14 protein-coding genes are annotated in these 15,863 nt (G+C 71.0%); 3 read left to right on the forward strand and 11 right to left on the reverse strand.

Annotated elements, in window-relative coordinates; genetic code table 11:
- Positions 1-66: 66 nt before the first annotated feature.
- The 9 genes from B4V04_RS07080 to B4V04_RS07120 all read right to left on the reverse strand — a co-directional run bounded on the left by B4V04_RS07080 (position 67) and on the right by B4V04_RS07120 (position 10,015).
- Complete coding sequence (locus B4V04_RS07080; RefSeq protein WP_498230386.1) at positions 67-786, reverse strand: phosphate signaling complex PhoU family protein; 720 nt, start codon at positions 784-786, stop codon at positions 67-69.
- The gene (gene pstB, locus B4V04_RS07085; RefSeq protein ID WP_498230388.1) at positions 787-1,617 is read right to left on the reverse strand and encodes a phosphate ABC transporter ATP-binding protein PstB; all 831 of its coding nucleotides are present in this window, start codon (positions 1,615-1,617) and stop codon (positions 787-789) included.
- A gap of 1 nt (position 1,618) precedes the next feature.
- Positions 1,619-3,385 carry a phosphate ABC transporter permease PstA gene (gene pstA / locus B4V04_RS07090; RefSeq protein ID WP_498230389.1) on the reverse strand — a complete coding sequence of 589 codons (1,767 nt, stop codon included), beginning with the start codon at positions 3,383-3,385 and terminating at the stop codon, positions 1,619-1,621.
- Positions 3,385-4,359, reverse strand: coding sequence for a phosphate ABC transporter permease subunit PstC (gene pstC / locus B4V04_RS07095; protein WP_498230390.1), 975 nt, complete (start codon positions 4,357-4,359; stop codon positions 3,385-3,387). Before pstC ends, pstA begins: the two co-directional genes overlap by 1 nt.
- Before the next feature lie 56 nt (positions 4,360-4,415).
- Positions 4,416-5,432, reverse strand: coding sequence for a PstS family phosphate ABC transporter substrate-binding protein (locus tag B4V04_RS07100; protein ID WP_498230392.1), 1,017 nt, complete (start codon positions 5,430-5,432; stop codon positions 4,416-4,418).
- 195 nt (positions 5,433-5,627) lie between these two features.
- The gene (locus B4V04_RS07105) at positions 5,628-7,838 is read right to left on the reverse strand and encodes a heterodisulfide reductase-related iron-sulfur binding cluster (protein WP_498230394.1); all 2,211 of its coding nucleotides are present in this window, start codon (positions 7,836-7,838) and stop codon (positions 5,628-5,630) included.
- Between the two features lie 79 nt (positions 7,839-7,917).
- Positions 7,918-8,631: an energy-coupling factor transporter transmembrane component T family protein gene (locus B4V04_RS07110; RefSeq protein WP_498230395.1), complete on the reverse strand. Its 714-nt coding sequence runs from the start codon at positions 8,629-8,631 to the stop codon at positions 7,918-7,920.
- The gene (locus B4V04_RS07115) at positions 8,628-9,401 is read right to left on the reverse strand and encodes an energy-coupling factor ABC transporter ATP-binding protein (RefSeq protein ID WP_498230396.1); all 774 of its coding nucleotides are present in this window, start codon (positions 9,399-9,401) and stop codon (positions 8,628-8,630) included. Before B4V04_RS07115 ends, B4V04_RS07110 begins: the two co-directional genes overlap by 4 nt.
- Positions 9,402-9,433: 32 nt before the next feature.
- Positions 9,434-10,015 carry a biotin transporter BioY gene (locus tag B4V04_RS07120; protein ID WP_498230398.1) on the reverse strand — a complete coding sequence of 194 codons (582 nt, stop codon included), beginning with the start codon at positions 10,013-10,015 and terminating at the stop codon, positions 9,434-9,436.
- 172 nt (positions 10,016-10,187) lie between these two features.
- Between B4V04_RS07120 and B4V04_RS07125 the strand changes: the two genes are divergently transcribed.
- Together B4V04_RS07125 and B4V04_RS07130 are read left to right on the forward strand one after the other, a co-directional pair.
- On the forward strand, positions 10,188-10,868 hold the full coding sequence (locus B4V04_RS07125) for a hypothetical protein (RefSeq protein ID WP_498230399.1): 681 nt from the start codon (positions 10,188-10,190) through the stop codon (positions 10,866-10,868).
- Positions 10,869-10,951: 83 nt separating this feature from the next.
- A complete protein-coding gene (locus tag B4V04_RS07130) occupies positions 10,952-11,650 on the forward strand; it encodes a hypothetical protein (protein ID WP_498230400.1) in 699 nt (232 codons plus the stop codon).
- A gap of 22 nt (positions 11,651-11,672) precedes the next feature.
- Here the strand turns inward: B4V04_RS07130 and B4V04_RS07135 are convergent, their stop codons facing one another.
- The gene (locus B4V04_RS07135; RefSeq protein ID WP_498230402.1) at positions 11,673-12,161 is read right to left on the reverse strand and encodes a cupin domain-containing protein; all 489 of its coding nucleotides are present in this window, start codon (positions 12,159-12,161) and stop codon (positions 11,673-11,675) included.
- 340 nt (positions 12,162-12,501) lie between these two features.
- On the opposite strand from B4V04_RS07135, the gene B4V04_RS07140 reads away from it, so the two are divergent.
- Positions 12,502-14,070 carry a (R)-citramalate synthase gene (locus B4V04_RS07140; RefSeq protein ID WP_498230404.1) on the forward strand — a complete coding sequence of 523 codons (1,569 nt, stop codon included), beginning with the start codon at positions 12,502-12,504 and terminating at the stop codon, positions 14,068-14,070.
- A 32-nt stretch (positions 14,071-14,102) separates the two neighbouring features.
- Here the strand turns inward: B4V04_RS07140 and B4V04_RS07145 are convergent, their stop codons facing one another.
- Entirely contained in the window at positions 14,103-15,770 is a 1,668-nt protein-coding gene (locus B4V04_RS07145; protein WP_498230406.1) for an alpha-amylase family protein, read from the reverse strand.
- Positions 15,771-15,863: the final 93 nt, after the last annotated feature.

Consider the following 15,863-nt stretch of genomic DNA (forward strand, 5'->3'; position numbering starts at 1 on the left):
TCGAGCCCGGCGGCCTTCGCGCGCGAGTTCGACCGCGCCGCCGAGGCCGCGACGGTCGCGCTCTCGTCAGTAGATCAGCTCGTCGTCGTTCTCGACCATGTACAGGGTGCGCGCCGCCACGTTGACCGCGTGGTCGGCGACGCGCTCGAGGTCGCGCACCGCGAGCAGCGCGCGCGACACCTCGTCGAGGGAGGCCTCCAGCGCCTCGGCGTCGGCGGCGTCGCTGGTCCCGTCGCTCCCGTCCTCAGCGGCCGCCTCGGCGCGGGCGCGGTCGGCCTCCAGCAGCTCTCGGACGACCGCCTCGCTCGCCTCGCGACACCGCTCGTCGAACTCGTCGTCCCGGGCCGCGATCTCCCGGCACGCCTCGGCGTCGCCCGCCTCGTAGGCGGCGACCGCGTCGGCGACCATCTCGCCCGCCCGCGAGCCGAGCTCGCGGAACTCGACGGCCGGGTGGACGCCCCCGTCCGGGCCGCCGTAGCCGGCGAGGTTGGTCGCGAGGTCGGCCACGCGTTCGAGGTCGGTGATCACCTTGAACGAGGCCGCGACGAGCCGGAGGTCGCCGGCGACGGGCTGCTGGAGCGCGAGCAGCTCCGTGCAGTCGTCCTCCAAGCCGAGGTACGTCTCGTTCACCTCGTGGTCGCCCTCGATCACCTCCCGCGCGAGGGCGTCGTCGCCGGTCGCGGCGGCCTCGATCGCGGCGTCGTACCGCTCGCCGACGAGCTCGCCCATCGCGACCACGTCGGCCCGGAGCCCCTCGAGCCGCTCCTGGTAGTTCTCGCGGGGCATCTACCCGAACTTCCCCGTGATGTAGTCCTCGACGCGCTGTTCTTCGGGGTCCTCGAAGATCTTGGTCGTGTCGTCGTACTCGACGAGGCGGCCGCCGGTGAGGAAGACGGCGGTCCGGTCGGAGATGCGCGCCGCCTGCTGCATGTTGTGGGTGACGATGATGACGGTGTACTCCTCCGCGAGGTCGTCGATGAGGTCCTCGATCTTCGACGCCGCGACGGGGTCGAGCGCCGACGTCGGCTCGTCCATCAGGACGACCTCCGGGTCGGGCGCGATGGCGCGGGCGATACAGAGCCGCTGCTGTTGCCCGCCGGAGAGGTCGAGCCCCGAGGAGTCGAGCTGGTCTTTCACCTCGTCCCACAGCGCGGCGGCCTTCAGCGACTCCTCGACGCGCTCGTCGACGTCGCCCTCGTACCCCTGGATCTTCAGGCCGTACGCGACGTTGTCGCGGATCGACTTCGGGAACGGGTTCGGCTTCTGGAACACCATCCCGATCTTCCGACGCAGCGCGACGGGGTCGACGTCGTCGTCGTACACGTTCTTCCCGCCGAACTCCACGTTGCCCTCGACGCGACAGACCTCGATCATGTCGTTCATCCGGTTGATACACCGGAGGAACGTCGACTTGCCGCAGCCCGAGGGGCCGATGAGCGCCGTCACGCGCTTCTCGGGGATCTCGATCGACACGTCGTCGATCGCCTGCTCGTCCCCGTAGAAGACGTTCAGGTCGCGCGCGGCCACCGCGGTCCGCTCCGCGCCCGCCGTCCGGTCGTTCGATTCGGTCTCTACGTCCGTCGTGATGAGCGAGTCGCTCGATCGTGTGTTACTCATGTTAGGTCCCCCGCTCCGCGCGGTTCCGCAGCAGTATCGCCGTTCCGTTCATGCCGATGAGGATGATCAGCAGGGTGATCACGCCGGCCGCGACGACGCCGTAGCGGAACTCCGCCTGCGGGAAGTTCGCCCACGCGTAGATCTGCATCGGCATCGCGCTGAACCGGCTGAAGAGGCTGCTCGGCGCGCTGAACACCGTCGTCGCCGCGCCGATCATGATGAGCGGCGCGGTCTCGCCGATCGCCCGCCCGAGCGCGAGGATCGTCCCGGTCAGGATACCGGGCAGGGCCTCCGGCAGCACGACGTTCTTGGTCGTCTGCCACCGGGTCGCGCCCATCGCGTCCGACCCCCGGCGCAGGTCGTCCGGCACCGAGCGGATCGCCTCCTGCGCCGAGATGATCGTGATCGGGAGGATGAGCAGCGACAGCGTCAGCGACGCGGTCACCGCGGTCCCGAGCCCGAACCCGAGCAGGTTCGCGAACAGCCCCAGCCCCAGCAGGCCGTACACGACCGACGGGATGGCGGCGAGGTTCGCGATGTTCACCTGAAGCAGCCGCGTCAGCGACCCGACGAGGCCGCTCCCGGCCGTGTACTCCTCCAGGAAGACGGAGGTCCCCACGCCGAGCACGAACGACAGCACCGCGACCAGCGCGATGATGATGACGGAGCCGACGATCGCCGGGTAGAGCCCGGCGTCCTCCGGCGTTCGGGAGGGCGCCTCCGTGACGTAGCTGGCGTCGAGCCACGGGTCCGGGGCCGGAACGCCCCACGCCTCGACGATCAGCGCCCCGGCGACCACGCCCGCGGCGAGGAGGAGCGGCAGGGCCAGTCCGACGACCCCGTCGCCGACCTCGACCACGCGGGAGACGTACACCGCCGTCGGCACGCCGGTCAGGGCGAGCACGAGGAGGACGATCGACGCCGGAAGCCCGGCGCCGGCGGCCAGGAAGCCCCCGGCGGCGGCGACGGCGAGCGGGAGGCCGGCGGCGACGGCCCCGACGGTCCGGCCGCTCCGGTCGGCGACGAGGTACGCGCCGGCGGCCGCGACCGGGACCGCGATCGTCCAGAGGTAGATGATGAGGTCCGACGGGAACACGGTGATCACGTCGCGGAGGAACACCGCGGCGAAGAGCCCGAGGGCCCCGACCGGAACCGCCGCGCCCGCCGCCCGGTCCGCGGACCGCCACCGGCCGTACGCGTACAGCGCGACGCCCGGTAGGACGCCGAGGGTGTACGCGAGGAACCACAACAGCGGGTCGAACACTAAGAACAGCGTTCCCACGGCGAGCCCGATCGCGACCCCGCCGACGAGCCGACCGAGGAGCCCGAAGCCGACCGCGCCGACCCGTCCGCGGCTCCCGACGTACGCGAGGTACGCCGTGACCGGCACGGCGACGACGAAGAGGTACGCGAGCTGCCAGCTGAGTCGCGGGATCGGTGTAATGAGCGCTTCGACCGCGGTGAAAAGCACCGCGACGGCGACGAGCCCCCCGCCGAGGGCGGCGAGGGACCGCCGGGTCACCGTCGAGTCGTTCGCGCTGTACAGGCAGAACGCGAGGAACGGAGCGACGAGGGTGAGGAAGTACGTCAGCAGCCACTCCGGGCTGGCGTTCGCCAGGTTGAAGGCGTCGATCGTGACGTACACGAGCAGCACGCCGAGCGCGACGAGTCCGATCACGCTCGCGCCGAGCGAGAGGTACTCGAAGAGGACCCCTCGGACCCGACTCACCTCGCCGAACCCGCCCGAGGTCGCGTTGTCCGTCGCCATCAGTACTCCTCCCGGTAGCGTTGCGCGATGATGTCACTGATCACGTTCATTGCGAGCGTCACCACGAACAGCGTGAGTCCGAGCGCGAACATCGAGTCGTACGGGATCGATCCGCCCGTCAGGTCGCCGCCGGCGATCTGCACCATCGCGACGGTGATCGTCATCCCGGAGTCCAGGAGGACGTCGGCGGGGTTGATGAACGGGATTCCGAAGGCGGCCTCCCGGACCGCCGGCATCCGCGCCTGCGCGCCCATCGCGACGACGACGATCATCGTCTCGCCGATGGCGCGGGACACCGCGAGGATGTACGAGGAGGCGATCCCCGAGATGGAGGCGGGGACCACGATCCCGGTCGACACCTCGAACTTCGTCGCGCCGAGACCGTAGCCGGCCTGCCGGAGGTCGTCGGGGACCGCGCTCATCGCGTCCTCCGAGATCGACGACACCATCGGGATCGTCATGATGCCGACCATGATCGACGCCGAGAGGGCGTTGAACGTGCTTATCTCCGGGAACAGCGTCGCTTTCAGCGCCGGCGTGACGTACACCAGCGCGAAGTAGCCGTACACGACCGTCGGGATGCCGGCGAGGATCTCGAGGAGCGGCTTCAGTATCGAGCGCGCGTTCGGCGTCGCGTACTCGCTGAGGTAGATCGCCGTCAGCGTCCCCACGGGCAGCGCGATGAACGCCGCCGTGACCGTCACGACGATCGTCCCGATCAGCAGGGGGATGATGCCGAACGCCTGCCCGCCGCCGGCCGGGTTCGGGCTCCAGTTGGTGCCGGTCAGGAACTCGGCGATCGCTACCTCTTGGAAGAACACCACTGCGTCCGACAGCAGCGTCACGAAGATCGCGACCGTCGTGAGCAGGGTGACCGCCGCGCACGCGGCGAAGAGGCCGCCGTAGGTTCCCTCCTTCAGTCGTCTGAGCCCGCTCCGACGCTGGAGATCGGGGCTCTCGGTACTATCTGTCACAACCGGTCGGGTATCGAACGCTGTCGTAAATCAATACACCGGTTCATGGCGCCGACTCAGCCCTGCGCCTGCTCGATGGCGTCTTCGAGGATCTCCATCTGCTCCTCCTGGGTCTCCTCGGTCGCGGGCACGTATCCGACGTCGCCGGCGACGAGGTCCTCGTTCGTCGTCTGCCCGACGAAGTACCGGGCGAACTCGGCGACGTGCTCCTTGCCGAGCGACTCGATCGAGGGGTACGTGTACAGCGACCGCGAGAGGGGGCTGTACTCGCCGGAGGCGGCCGTCTCGAGGCTCGGTTCGACCGGTCCCTCGCCGGAGTCGATCCCGAGGGCCTTGAGCTGGTCGGGGTTCTGGAAGTAGTACGCGAAGCCGAAGTAGCCGATCGCGTACTCGCTCCCCGAGACCCCCTGGGCGATCGAGTTGTCCTGCTCGGTCGCCTGGTAGTCGCTGGTGTGGCCCCGCTCCTCTAAGATCGTCTCGATGAAGTAGTCGTACGTCCCGGAGGTGTCGGCGGCGCCGAACCGCTCGATCTCCTCGTTCGGGAACTCGTCGCGGACCTCGTCCCACGTCTGGGCGGGGTCCTCCTCCCAGATCTGCGCGAGCTCCTCGACGGTGAGGTGGTCGATCCAGTCGGCCTCGGGATTGACGACGACCGTGAGCGCGTCCGTCGCCGCGATGAGCTCGACGTACTCGACGCCGTTCTCCTCGCAGAGCTCCTCCTCCGCGGGCTGGATCTCGCGGCTCGCGTTGTTGAAGTCGGTGTCGCCGACGCAGAAGTAGTTGGAGAACCCGCCGCCGGAGCCGGTCGAGCTGATGTCGACCGAGACCTGGTCGTGTTCGGCCGCGAAGTCCTCCGCGATCGCGCTCATCAGCGGGAAGACGGTCGACGACCCGGCGATGTTGATCGATCCGGAGAGGGCGTCGCCGCCGTCGGACCCGTCCGAGCCGTCGGACCCGTCGCCGCCCGCGCTCTGGGTACAGCCGGCGACCGCCAACGTCCCCGCCCCGGCGATAGTCGCGAGCGATTGCCGACGAGTGATCCCCTCGGTCTCCGCGTCGTGGCTTGGTGCCATCACCAGGAGATGATCGACTTTCGGTTAAGTAGTATGCTATGAGTAGTACGGCTCGGGTCGTACCGCTCGGGTGAGATATGTACTCTATATAGATTCGGGAGGAGACCGCTCTCCCGCGAGGAGCCGCGGGTCGCCCGCGCGGTCCCGCTCGGCGAGGGGGACTCGGCCTCGGTCACTCCGGCTTCGCCGCCTCGGTCACTCCGCCTCTACCGCCTCGATCAGCAGCTCCGCCACGTCGACGATCTCCACGTCGTCCTCGAAGTCGCCCGTCTTCCGCCCGTCCTCGAACATCGTCGTGCACATCGGGCAGGCGACGACGAACTTCTCTATCGCGCCGCCCGCGTCGGTGTCTTCCACCGCCTCTCGGAGGCGCTCCTCGCTCGGCTTGACCTCCTCATCGTGCTCGGTCCAGAGGCCGCCGCCGCCGCCGCCGCAGCAGAACGAGTCGTCGCGCGAGCGCGGCATCTCGTGGAGGTCGGCGCCGGTCGCTGAGATTAGCTCGCGTGGCGCCTCGTACTCGTCGTTGTACCGGCCGAGGTGGCAGGGGTCGTGGTAGGTGACGGTGTAGTCGAGCTCGTCTCCGGAGAGTCCGAGCCGACCCGCTTCGACCAGCTCCTCGACCACCTGCGTCCAGTGGAACACGTCGATCTCTCCCTCCGGGTTCCACGGCTCCTCGCGGTCGAACGGCATCATCGGGTCGTCGGCGAACTCCGCGAAGTCGACCTCGGGGTACTCGTTTTTGATGGTGTTGTACGAGTGCGGGTCCGTGCAGACGATCTTCTCGAACTCGCAGTCGGCGAACGTCTCGACGTGGTGGCCCGCCAGCTCGAGGTAGAGGAACTCCTCGCCGATCCGGCGGACGTCGTTGCCGTCGTTCTTCTCGTCGTCGAACAGGATGCCGAACTCGACGCCCGCCTCGTCGAACAGGCGTGCGAGCGCGCGAGCGACCTCTTTGTTCCGGTCGTCGAAGCTCGGGTAGTCGCCGACGTACCAGAGGTACTCCACCTCGCGCTCGCGGGCGTCCGGGACCTCGACGTCCTCGAGGTCGTCCGCCCAGTCGCCGCGGGCCGACTGCGACTCGCCGAAGGTGTTCCCCTTCTGCATCACGTCCTGGAACACGTCCTGGAGGTTCGAGTCCACGGCGCCCTCGTCGACGAGCTGGCGGTTCATCTTGGTGAACGAGGTGAGGTGCTCGATGTCGACCGGGCAGGCGTCCATGCAGGCCATACAGGACATACAGGACTCCATCGACTCGCTGTCGATCACGCCGCCCTCGTCGGCGACGATGGGGACGGTTCCTCCGTCGCTGGCGGCGGCGGAGTTCGCCACGCCGCCGTCCGCGCTCGCAACTCCGCCGTCGGTCGCCACCGCGCCGCTGCCGCCCGACCCCGCAACCGGGTCGTCCGTCACCGACTCGCGGTACGCCTTCAGGTCGAGGATCACGTCACGGGGGTCGAGGTTCCGACCGACCGTGTCGGCCGGACAGGCGTCGGTGCAGCGGCCGCACTTCGTACAGGCGTCGCCGTCCATCAGCTCCTTCCAGGTGAAGTCCTCGAGCGACTCGGCGTTGGTGTGGTCGAGGTCGGCCGGGACGTTCGGGAGGCGCGCGCCGGCCTGCTCGTCGCGAGCGACGACGTTGGCGAACGAGGAGATCATGTGGAACGGCTTCGCGTACGGGATCCACGCGATGAACGCGAAGGCGAGCAGCGAGTGGCTCCACCAGACGACGCCGTATATCGCCTCGGCGCCCGCGGGCGTCAGCCCGGCCCACCGGAACCCGGCGGCCATCGCCATCCCGATGAAGCTCACCGTCTCGTCGGCGCGCGCCGGCTGGCCGACGATGCCGAGCGCCTGCACGACGAAGCCGCCGACGCCGAGCAGGAAGAGAGTCCAGACGAACGCGTCGTCTTCGAGGGAGGTGTGTTTCCCCCACAGCCGCCCGTCGCGCTCGCTGTACCGCCGGTACATGGCCATCCCGACGCCGACGACGAACAGCAGGCCGAACGCGTCGACGGTGAACTGGTAGGCCAGGTAGAAGTCGCCCACCCAGAACGACTCGCCCGCGATCGGGCGGTAGACGTCGATGTCGAACCCGAGGATCGTCGTCGCGACGAGCAGGGTGAGGAACCCCCACAGCACGAACGCGTGCATCACGCCGGTGTACGCGTCGCCGTCGAACTGGTTCTCGTTCGAGAGCACGGTCCGGGTCGCGGAGACGGTTCGGGACGGCAGGTCCGACAGCCGGTCGCGGGGGTCCGCGCTTCCGCGGGCGTACGCCGCGAACCGGGCGTACACGCCGTACAGGAACACGAGGATCGCGACCGCGGCGAGCCAGTAGAACGCGGCCTTCCCCACCGGGCCGATCGTCCAGAACGTCTCCCGGGTGGCCGCCTGCAGCGGTGTCATGGTAGATCAGCCGGATACGGTCCGGTTAAAACTTGCCACGCGGAGTCGATCCGCGGTCGGTCCGAGGCCGCTCCCGGCCTCAGACCGCTCCGGCCAGCGCGGCCGCGAGCAGGCCGCATCCGACCGCCAGCGCGACCGCGTCCGCGCGTCCGAACGCGAGCCGCGGGAGCGTCGGGTTCCACGCGAAACACCGGGCCGCGAGGGCGGTCCCCAGTCGGTCGGCGCGGCCGAGCGCGCGGTCGATCCCCGCGACGGCGACGATCCGCATCCGGTCGCGCACGGGTAGCTCGTCGCCCAGGCGCGCCCGCATCGCGCCGCGCGCGGTCAGCAGGTCGCGTTTCAACAGCGGGAGGAACCGGAACACGAGCGCGACGCCGGCCGCGAGGAACTGGCCGGGCTTGCCGGGCACCGCGTGCTGGATCGCCGCCCGCGAGTCGCGGACGGGCGTCGACCGCACGTAGGCGGCGGCGACGACGAGCACCAGGAGGACCCGGTAGCTCGCCAGCCCCGTGTCGGCCGCGCGGTCGACGCGGAACCAGGGATCGCCGAGGGTCGCGCCCGCCACGAACGGGGCGACGAGGAGGAACGGGAGCGCGACCCGGTACGCCCACAGGTCGCGCGGGCCGCCGCCCGCCAGCCGCAGGCAGCCGACGGCGAGTACCGTCAGCGCCGCGAGCCCCCGCGGGGTCGTGTACGCGTACGCCGCGGCCGCGAACCCGACCTGCACGAGGAGCTTCGACCGCGGGTCGAGGCGATGGGCGAGCGCGTCGTCGGGGACGTACGAGAGGGTCACGGATCGGCGGCGTCGGCCGGAGGGTCGGTGCGCGCGCTCTCGGGGACCCGGACGTCCAGTCCCGGCAGGTCATCGATCGCCGTCTCCGGGGCGGCGTCGACCGCGATCCGACCGTCCGCCAGCCCGATCACGCGGTCGGCGAGCCCGAGCACGTCGCGGAGGTCGTGGGTGACGACGATCACGCTCGTCCCCTCGCGATGGAGGACCCTGAGGCGGTCAACGACCGAGCGCCGTGCCGGCTCGTCGAGCCCGGTGAACGGCTCGTCGAGGACGAGGTGGTCCGGCTCCATCGCCAGCGCACCGGCGATCGCGACGCGCTCGCGCTCGCCGCCCGACAGCGACGCGATCCGGTCCTCCTCGCGCCCGCTCATGTTGACGGCGTCCAGCGCGGCCGCGACCCGGCGGTCGATCTCGGCGTGCGACAGGCCGAGGTTCTCCGGCCCGAAGGCGACGTCACTACCGACGGTCGCCGCGACCAGCTGGTCGCGGGGGTCCTGGAACACCATGCCGACCGCGGTCCGGGCGGCGACGAAGTCGTCGGCGACCGGGGTTCCGTTGACCGACACCGTCCCGGAGTCCGGCGTCACGAGTCCGTTGAACGTCCGGACCAGCGTCGTCTTCCCGGAGCCGTTCGCGCCCGCGACGATCAGGAACTCGCCGTCGGGGACCGAGAGGGAGACGTCGTCGACGGCGATCACCCCGTCGCCGCCACCGCTCTCGCCGGATCGCGCCCCGCCGTACCGACGGGTGACGCCGTCGACGTCGATCACGGCGTCGCCTCCGGGTTCCTCACGCCGTCACCTCACGCGGCCGCGATCGCGTCCGAGCGCACGATCCCGACCGCGGCGGCGATCTTCGCGGCCTCCGCGGGGAGGAACACGGCCGCGCCCTGGACGAACGCCTCGGCGAGGGTGAGCTCTAAGACCAGGTAGAGGCCGACGACGCCCATCGCGTAGATGACCGTCGTCCCGGCGGCCATCGCGGCCACGAGGACGGGAACGGGGACGGCGTCGAGGTCGCGGAGGTCGCCGCCGCGGTGGACGAGCGCGCCGACGAGCGCGGCCGCGATCGGGTACGACCAGAGGTAGCCGGCGGTCCCCCCCACGAGCTCTCCGAAGCCCGCGGAGCCGCCCGAGAACACCGGCGCGCCGAGCGCGCCCGCGGCGAGGTAGAGGACGAGCGCCGCGCCCCCCCAGACCGGGCCGAGGAAGATCCCGGCGAGGAAGACGCCGAGGACCTGCAGCGTGACCGGTGCGGGCGACACCGGGAACGGGAAGGAGACGTACGCGAAGGCGCCGACGAGCGCCGCGAACAGCGCCGCGCGGGCGAGGTTCGTCGCGGTCTCGTCGCCGACGAGATCCACCGACTCCGTGCTGGTTGCCATGTCAACGACAGGCTCGTAAACCGACTTGAATATACTGGTTGACGACGAGCCCGCGGCCGTCGGTGGCGGGTCGCGCCCGACGGCCTCCCGCCGCCGATTCGGTGACACCGCGCCCGAAACGTCCGAAACCGGACGCGAGGCTTTTCTACCGTGAGCGCGTACGTGCGGGCCCATGGACGAGAAGACCGCCGAGCTCCGCGACATCTTCGTCGAGACCACCGGGTCCGACACGGTCACCGAGCGGCAGGCGGAGTCCCCCGGCACCCTCACCGACCGCGACGAGGCCGCCGTCGCCGAGCGCGTCCGCGAGCTGGTCGCCGCGATGCGGGAGCGGTACGACTTCTCGAGGGCCCTCGACGACGCGACCTACGCTCGGATCGCCCGCGGGCGCTTCGAGCTGGAGGACGACGCGGCGATCGCCGCCGCGCTCGCCAGGGGCGACGCGGGCCTCGGCGGCGACGAGGAGGACGAAGACGGCGGCGACGCCCCCGAACCGGTCGACGTCGACCCCGACACCGTGCGCGACGCCCGCTTCGACCTCCACCTCGTGCGCGACGCCGACCGCGAGGTCGACGACGCCCCGTTCGACTACGCCGACCTGAAGTCGCTCACCGCCGAGGGCCGGTCCATCGTCGACTGCGCGGAGGCGCTCGGCGCCGAGCCCGACGCCGTCGCGAAGTACGCGCGCGTCGCTCGCGTCGACCTCACCTCCACCCGGGCGAACGACCGCTTCCGCGACGAGCTCCGCGACCTCCTCACCGACGCCGAGATCGAGGGCAACCACGCCGAGACCGCCCGCGAGGACGGGCTGCGGGAGGCGACCGAGGACATCGAGACGGACGTCTCGCTGTAGGCGCCGCCCGCGTCGACGCCGGCCTGCCGCCCCGCTCGCGTCCCGCCCGTGCCCTTATCAGCGAAACCGCGCCCATCCACCTCGTGACCCCTTTCAGCGACGTGGCCCGCGCGGCCTACTGCCCGCGACAGCTCTACTACGCCCGCCGCGAGGACGACCGGGCGGTCCCGCCGGACGCCCGCGCCCGGATCGACCTCGCCTATCGCTACCCCACGCTCGTCGACGCGCCGGACGCGACGCTCCGGCGGCTCCCGATCCGGCGCTCGCCCGCCGCGTACCGCCGGAACCTCGATCGCCTCCGCGACCGCGACGACTACGATCGGCTCGCCGATCCCGCCCGCGAGAGCGCCTTCGTCTCCGGGAAGGACTGTCACGGAACGGTTCACAAGGTGCTGGCCGGCGCGCGCGACACCGCCGGCGCTGCCGAGACCGCCGCCCCCACCGACGACGACCCGCCCCTCCCCACTGTCGTCTCGCCGGGCGAGCCTCCCGAAAACGGTGTGTGGGCGCCGCAGTCGGTCAGGGCCGTCGCCGTCGCGAAGGCGGTCGCGTGGGAGCGCGAGCGCGAGGTGCCGCGCGCGCTGGTCGAGTACCCGAGCGTCGGCGCCGTGCGCGAGGTCCGGCTCACGACCCGCAGGAAGGCCGCCTACCGCCGGGCGCTGCGGGCCGCCCGCGCGATCGACGGGCCGCCGTCGCGCGTCGACGACGACCGGTGTTCCGCCTGCGACTACCGCGCGGAGTGCGGCGTCGGCCGCCGGTCGTTCCGGTCGCTGCTGGGATGAGGACTCGGTCGCTGGCGGGGAGCTACGGCGAGAACGACGTTCCGCACTCGGTGCAGGTGAACCGGAACCGGCCCTCGTCGGTCAGCTCCGTCGCGTGCGGGAGCTCCTCGCCGCAGGTCCGGCACTCGATCAGCGACTCGATCGCCTCCCAGTCGTGGCGCGCGCCGGGCGCGCCGAACGCCCACGCGACGACCCCCTCGTCGGCGTCCTCGCGGACGAACCCGGACTGGAACTCGCCGGGCGCGAACCGGATCAGCTCGCCCGCCCCGACGTCGACGCGCTCGCGCTCCCGGCCGACCTCGAAGGTCGCGGTCCCCGACATCACGTAGAACACCTCCTCTTGGTCGCCGTGCGTGTGAAGCCCGCCGGAGAAGGCGTCGCCGGGCGCGAGCTCGAAGTAGTTCATCGCGACGTGTTCGGTGCCGAGGGCCCGAGAGACCGGTCGGCGCACGTCGTGGACCTCCATCGGGTTCGTGACGACGTCGACGTCGTCGATCGCGACTCGCTTCATGCGGGCCGCTCTCGGCCCGCGCGTGTAATCCTGTCGCCCTTGGCACGCGTGACCACGCCGAGTCTTTGGCACGCGTGACCACGCTATCGACGGATCCTCGACGAACCGCCGCCCTCGCCGACGATCCGTCGGTCATTCCTGTCGCGACCCGTCCGTTTATACGTGTGTGACGCGTCGGCACGGACACGAATGACACGAGACGATCGTGGTCGTTCGGAGGATAGAGGAAGTCGCCTCGCGGCGGCTGGCCGCGAAATTCTCCGGCGATAACGACTCCGGGGCACGACCGCCCCGCGGCGGCACCGACCCCGAACCCACCGCAGAGCCGACGGACCCCCTTTTGACCCGAACACCACTCACCGAACTCGACGAGGTACAGCTGTTAGACACCACCCTGCGCGACGGCGAGCAGATGCCCGGCGTCTCGCTGACGCCGGCCGAGAAGGTCGACGTCGCCCGCGAGCTCGACGCCGCGGGGATGCACCTGATCGAGGCCGGCTCGGCGTGCACCTCCGAGGGCGAGCGCGAGGCCATCCGCCGGGTCGCGGGAGAGGGGCTCTCCGCGACCGTGACGAGCTTCGCCCGCGGCGTGAAACGCGACGTCGACCACGCGCTCGACTGCGGCGTCGACGGGATCAACCTCGTCGTCCCCGCCTCGGACAAGCACGTCGAGACGAAGGTCGGCTCGACCCGCGAGGAGGTGGTCGAGACGACCGTCGAGCTCGTCGAGTACGCCACGGACCACGGCCTCTGGGTCGAGGTGCTCGGCGAGGACGGCTCGCGCGCCGACCTCGACTACCTCGAACGCCTGCTCGGCGCGGGCCTCGACGCGGGCGCCGACCGGATCTGCTACTGCGACACCGTCGGCGCGGCCGACCCGGAGCGCACCGCCGAGGTCGTCTCCCGGCTCGCCGAGCTCGGCCCGACGAGCCTCCACACCCACGACGACCTCGGCCTCGGCGTGGCGAACGTCCACGCCGGGCTGAAGGCCGGCGCCGACACCGTCCACGGCACCGTGATGGGGGTCGGCGAGCGCGCCGGCAACGTCGCCTTGGAGGAGGTCGCCGTCGCGCTCGCCCGCTCGTACGACGTCGACACCGTCGAGTTAGAGCGGCTCTACCGGCTCTGTCGGGCCGTCTCGGAGGCGACCGGCGTCGCGCTCCCGCCGAACAAGGCGGTCTGCGGCGCCAACGCCTTCGCCCACGAGTCCGGCATCCACACCGACGGCACGCTCAAGGACGGGACGATGTACGAGCCGTACCCGCCGGAGACGGTGGGCCGCGAGCGCCGGCTCGTCCTCGGGAAACACGCCGGCCGCGCGGGCGTCAAGGCCGCGCTCGCCGAGCACGACGTCGCGGTCGACGCCGACGAGCTGAGCGAGGTCGTGAGCCGCGTGAAGGAGCTCGGCGACCGGGGGAAGCGCGTCACCGACGCCGACCTGCTCGCGATCACGGAGGACGTGCAGGGGCGCGAGCGCGACCGCCGCGTCGAGCTCGTCGACCTGTCGGCCACCTCCGGCGGGAACCTCCCGACCGCGTCGGTGCGACTCCGCGTCGGCGACGAGGAGCGGGTCGCCTCCGGCACGGGCGCCGGCCCGGTCGACGCCGGGCTCGAGGCCGTGCGGGCGGCGCTGGCGGGCGACGGCGACGGCGCCGAGAGCGACGGCACCGGCGGCGTCTCCTTCGACCTGGACTCCTACCACGTCGACGCGATCACGGGCGGCACCGACGCGGTCGTCACCGTCGAGGTCGACCTCTCGCGGGGCGACCGGTCGGTCTCCGTCTCCTCGACCGACGCGGACATCACCCGCGCCAGCGTCGTCGCGATGGTCGACGGGCTCGACCGCCTGCTCTCGGCCGCCGCCGAGGACGGGTCGGTCGCGGACGCCGCATCGCTCGCGGACGACTGATCGAGGAGCCCCTCGCTCAGAGTGCTCCGCTTTCAGCGCTTCTCGCCGCGTAGCCACGCGTAGTCGCAGGCGTCGAGCTTGAACGTGACGCCCCCCTTCGCCACGTAGTGCTCGCCGTCGCCGACGACGTGCTCGACGGTGGCCGGGTCGACGTCGAAGCCGACGATCTCCTCGCGGTACCCGTCTGCGAGGTTGTGCGCGCAGAGCAGGACGGTATCGTTCCCGTCGGCTCCCTCCCCGCCGCCGTCGAACCGATGGACCCGCGTCTCCTTGTGGTCGGTGTCGAGCGCGCGGTAGCCGCCGCGAGCGATCTCCGGGCAGGCGTCGCGGGCCGCCACGAGCGCCTCGACCCGCGAGAGCAGCGAGTCGGGGTCGTCGCGCTGGGCGGCGACGTTCACGCGGTCGTAGGCGGACGCGCCCTCGTCGACCACGGGGTTGTAGCAGTCCTCCGGATCGGCCGTCGAGAAGCCGGCGTTCCGCGAGTCGTCCCACTGCATCGGGGTGCGGACGGCCTCGCGCTCGGGTAAGGAGAGGTCCGCGCCCATCCCGATCTCGTCGCCGGACTGGAGCGCGACGGAGCCCGGCAGCGAGAAGAGGAGGCTGTGGGCGAGGGCGATCCGGTCGCGGTCGCCGCCGTACAGGTCCGCGAGCCGGAGCCGGTGGCCGCGCTCGAAGATCCAGGAGTCGCCGTCGTCGTCGCCGAAGTGCTCGCGGGCGTGCTCGAACGCCTCCGGGGGGAGCTTCAGCAGGTTCCACTCGTCGTGGTTCCGCAGGAAGTTCACCCACCCGCCCACGTCGGAGACGTCCGGAAGGACCTCCTCGGCGCGCTGGAGCGGCCAGGTGTCATTCACGCCGACGGCGTAGGTGAGGTGCGCGTTCATCACGAAGTTGAACTGGAGGTGGAACGCCTCGCCGTCGCCGAAGTAGTAGTCGAGGTGCTCCGGCTCGTCGTCCGCCTCGGCCAGAAGCACCGCGTCGGACTGCTCCGCCTCGACGACCCGCCGCATCTCCTTGAACAGCTCGATGGACTCGCCGAGGTCGGTCTGATCGAGGGTGGTCGCGTCGTGCCCCTTCGGCATCAGCATCGGGTGGGCGGCGTCGATCCGGAAGCCGTCGGCGCCCTGGTCGAGCCAGAACCGGAGCACGTCGTACAGCTCCTCGCGGACGGCGGGGTTCGCGACGTTGAGGTCGGGCTGGTGGCCGTAGAACTGGTGGAAGTAGTGCTTCTCGGCGACTTCGTCGTACGTCCAGACCCCGTCCTCGTACTCGGGGAAGATGTTGCCGCGCTGGTGGGCGTCGTCGAGGTGGCTCGTCCACAGGTAGTAGTCGTGGTACTCGGACTCGGGGTCTTCGCGCGCCCGCTGGAACCACTCGTGTTCGTTCGAGGTGTGATTGAAGACGAGGTCGGTGATCACCCGGATCCCGCGCTCGTGCGCCCGGTCGGCGAACTCGCGGAAGTCGTCGAGGCTCCCGAGCCGGTCGTCGACGCCGTAGTAGTCGGCGACGTCGTACCCGTTGTCGCGGAGCGGGCTCGGATAGAACGGCCGCACCCAGAGGGCGTCGACCCCGAGCTCGTCGAGGTAGCCGAGCCGCTCGGTCGCCCCCCGGAAGTCCCCCCACCCGTCGCCGTCGCTGTCGTTGAACGTCTTGACGTCCAACGAGTAGATCGTCGCGTCCTCGTACCAGGCCGGCTCGCTCATGCGTCCGGCTAGGGAGGCGGGGGTCTGGATTCTTGCGGTTCGCTCTCGTCCCGGTCCGCGGCGGTCTCGCCGGCCGAGCGGCGACCGCGCCGC

The organism is Halorubrum sp. B52 (assembly GCF_059752555.1).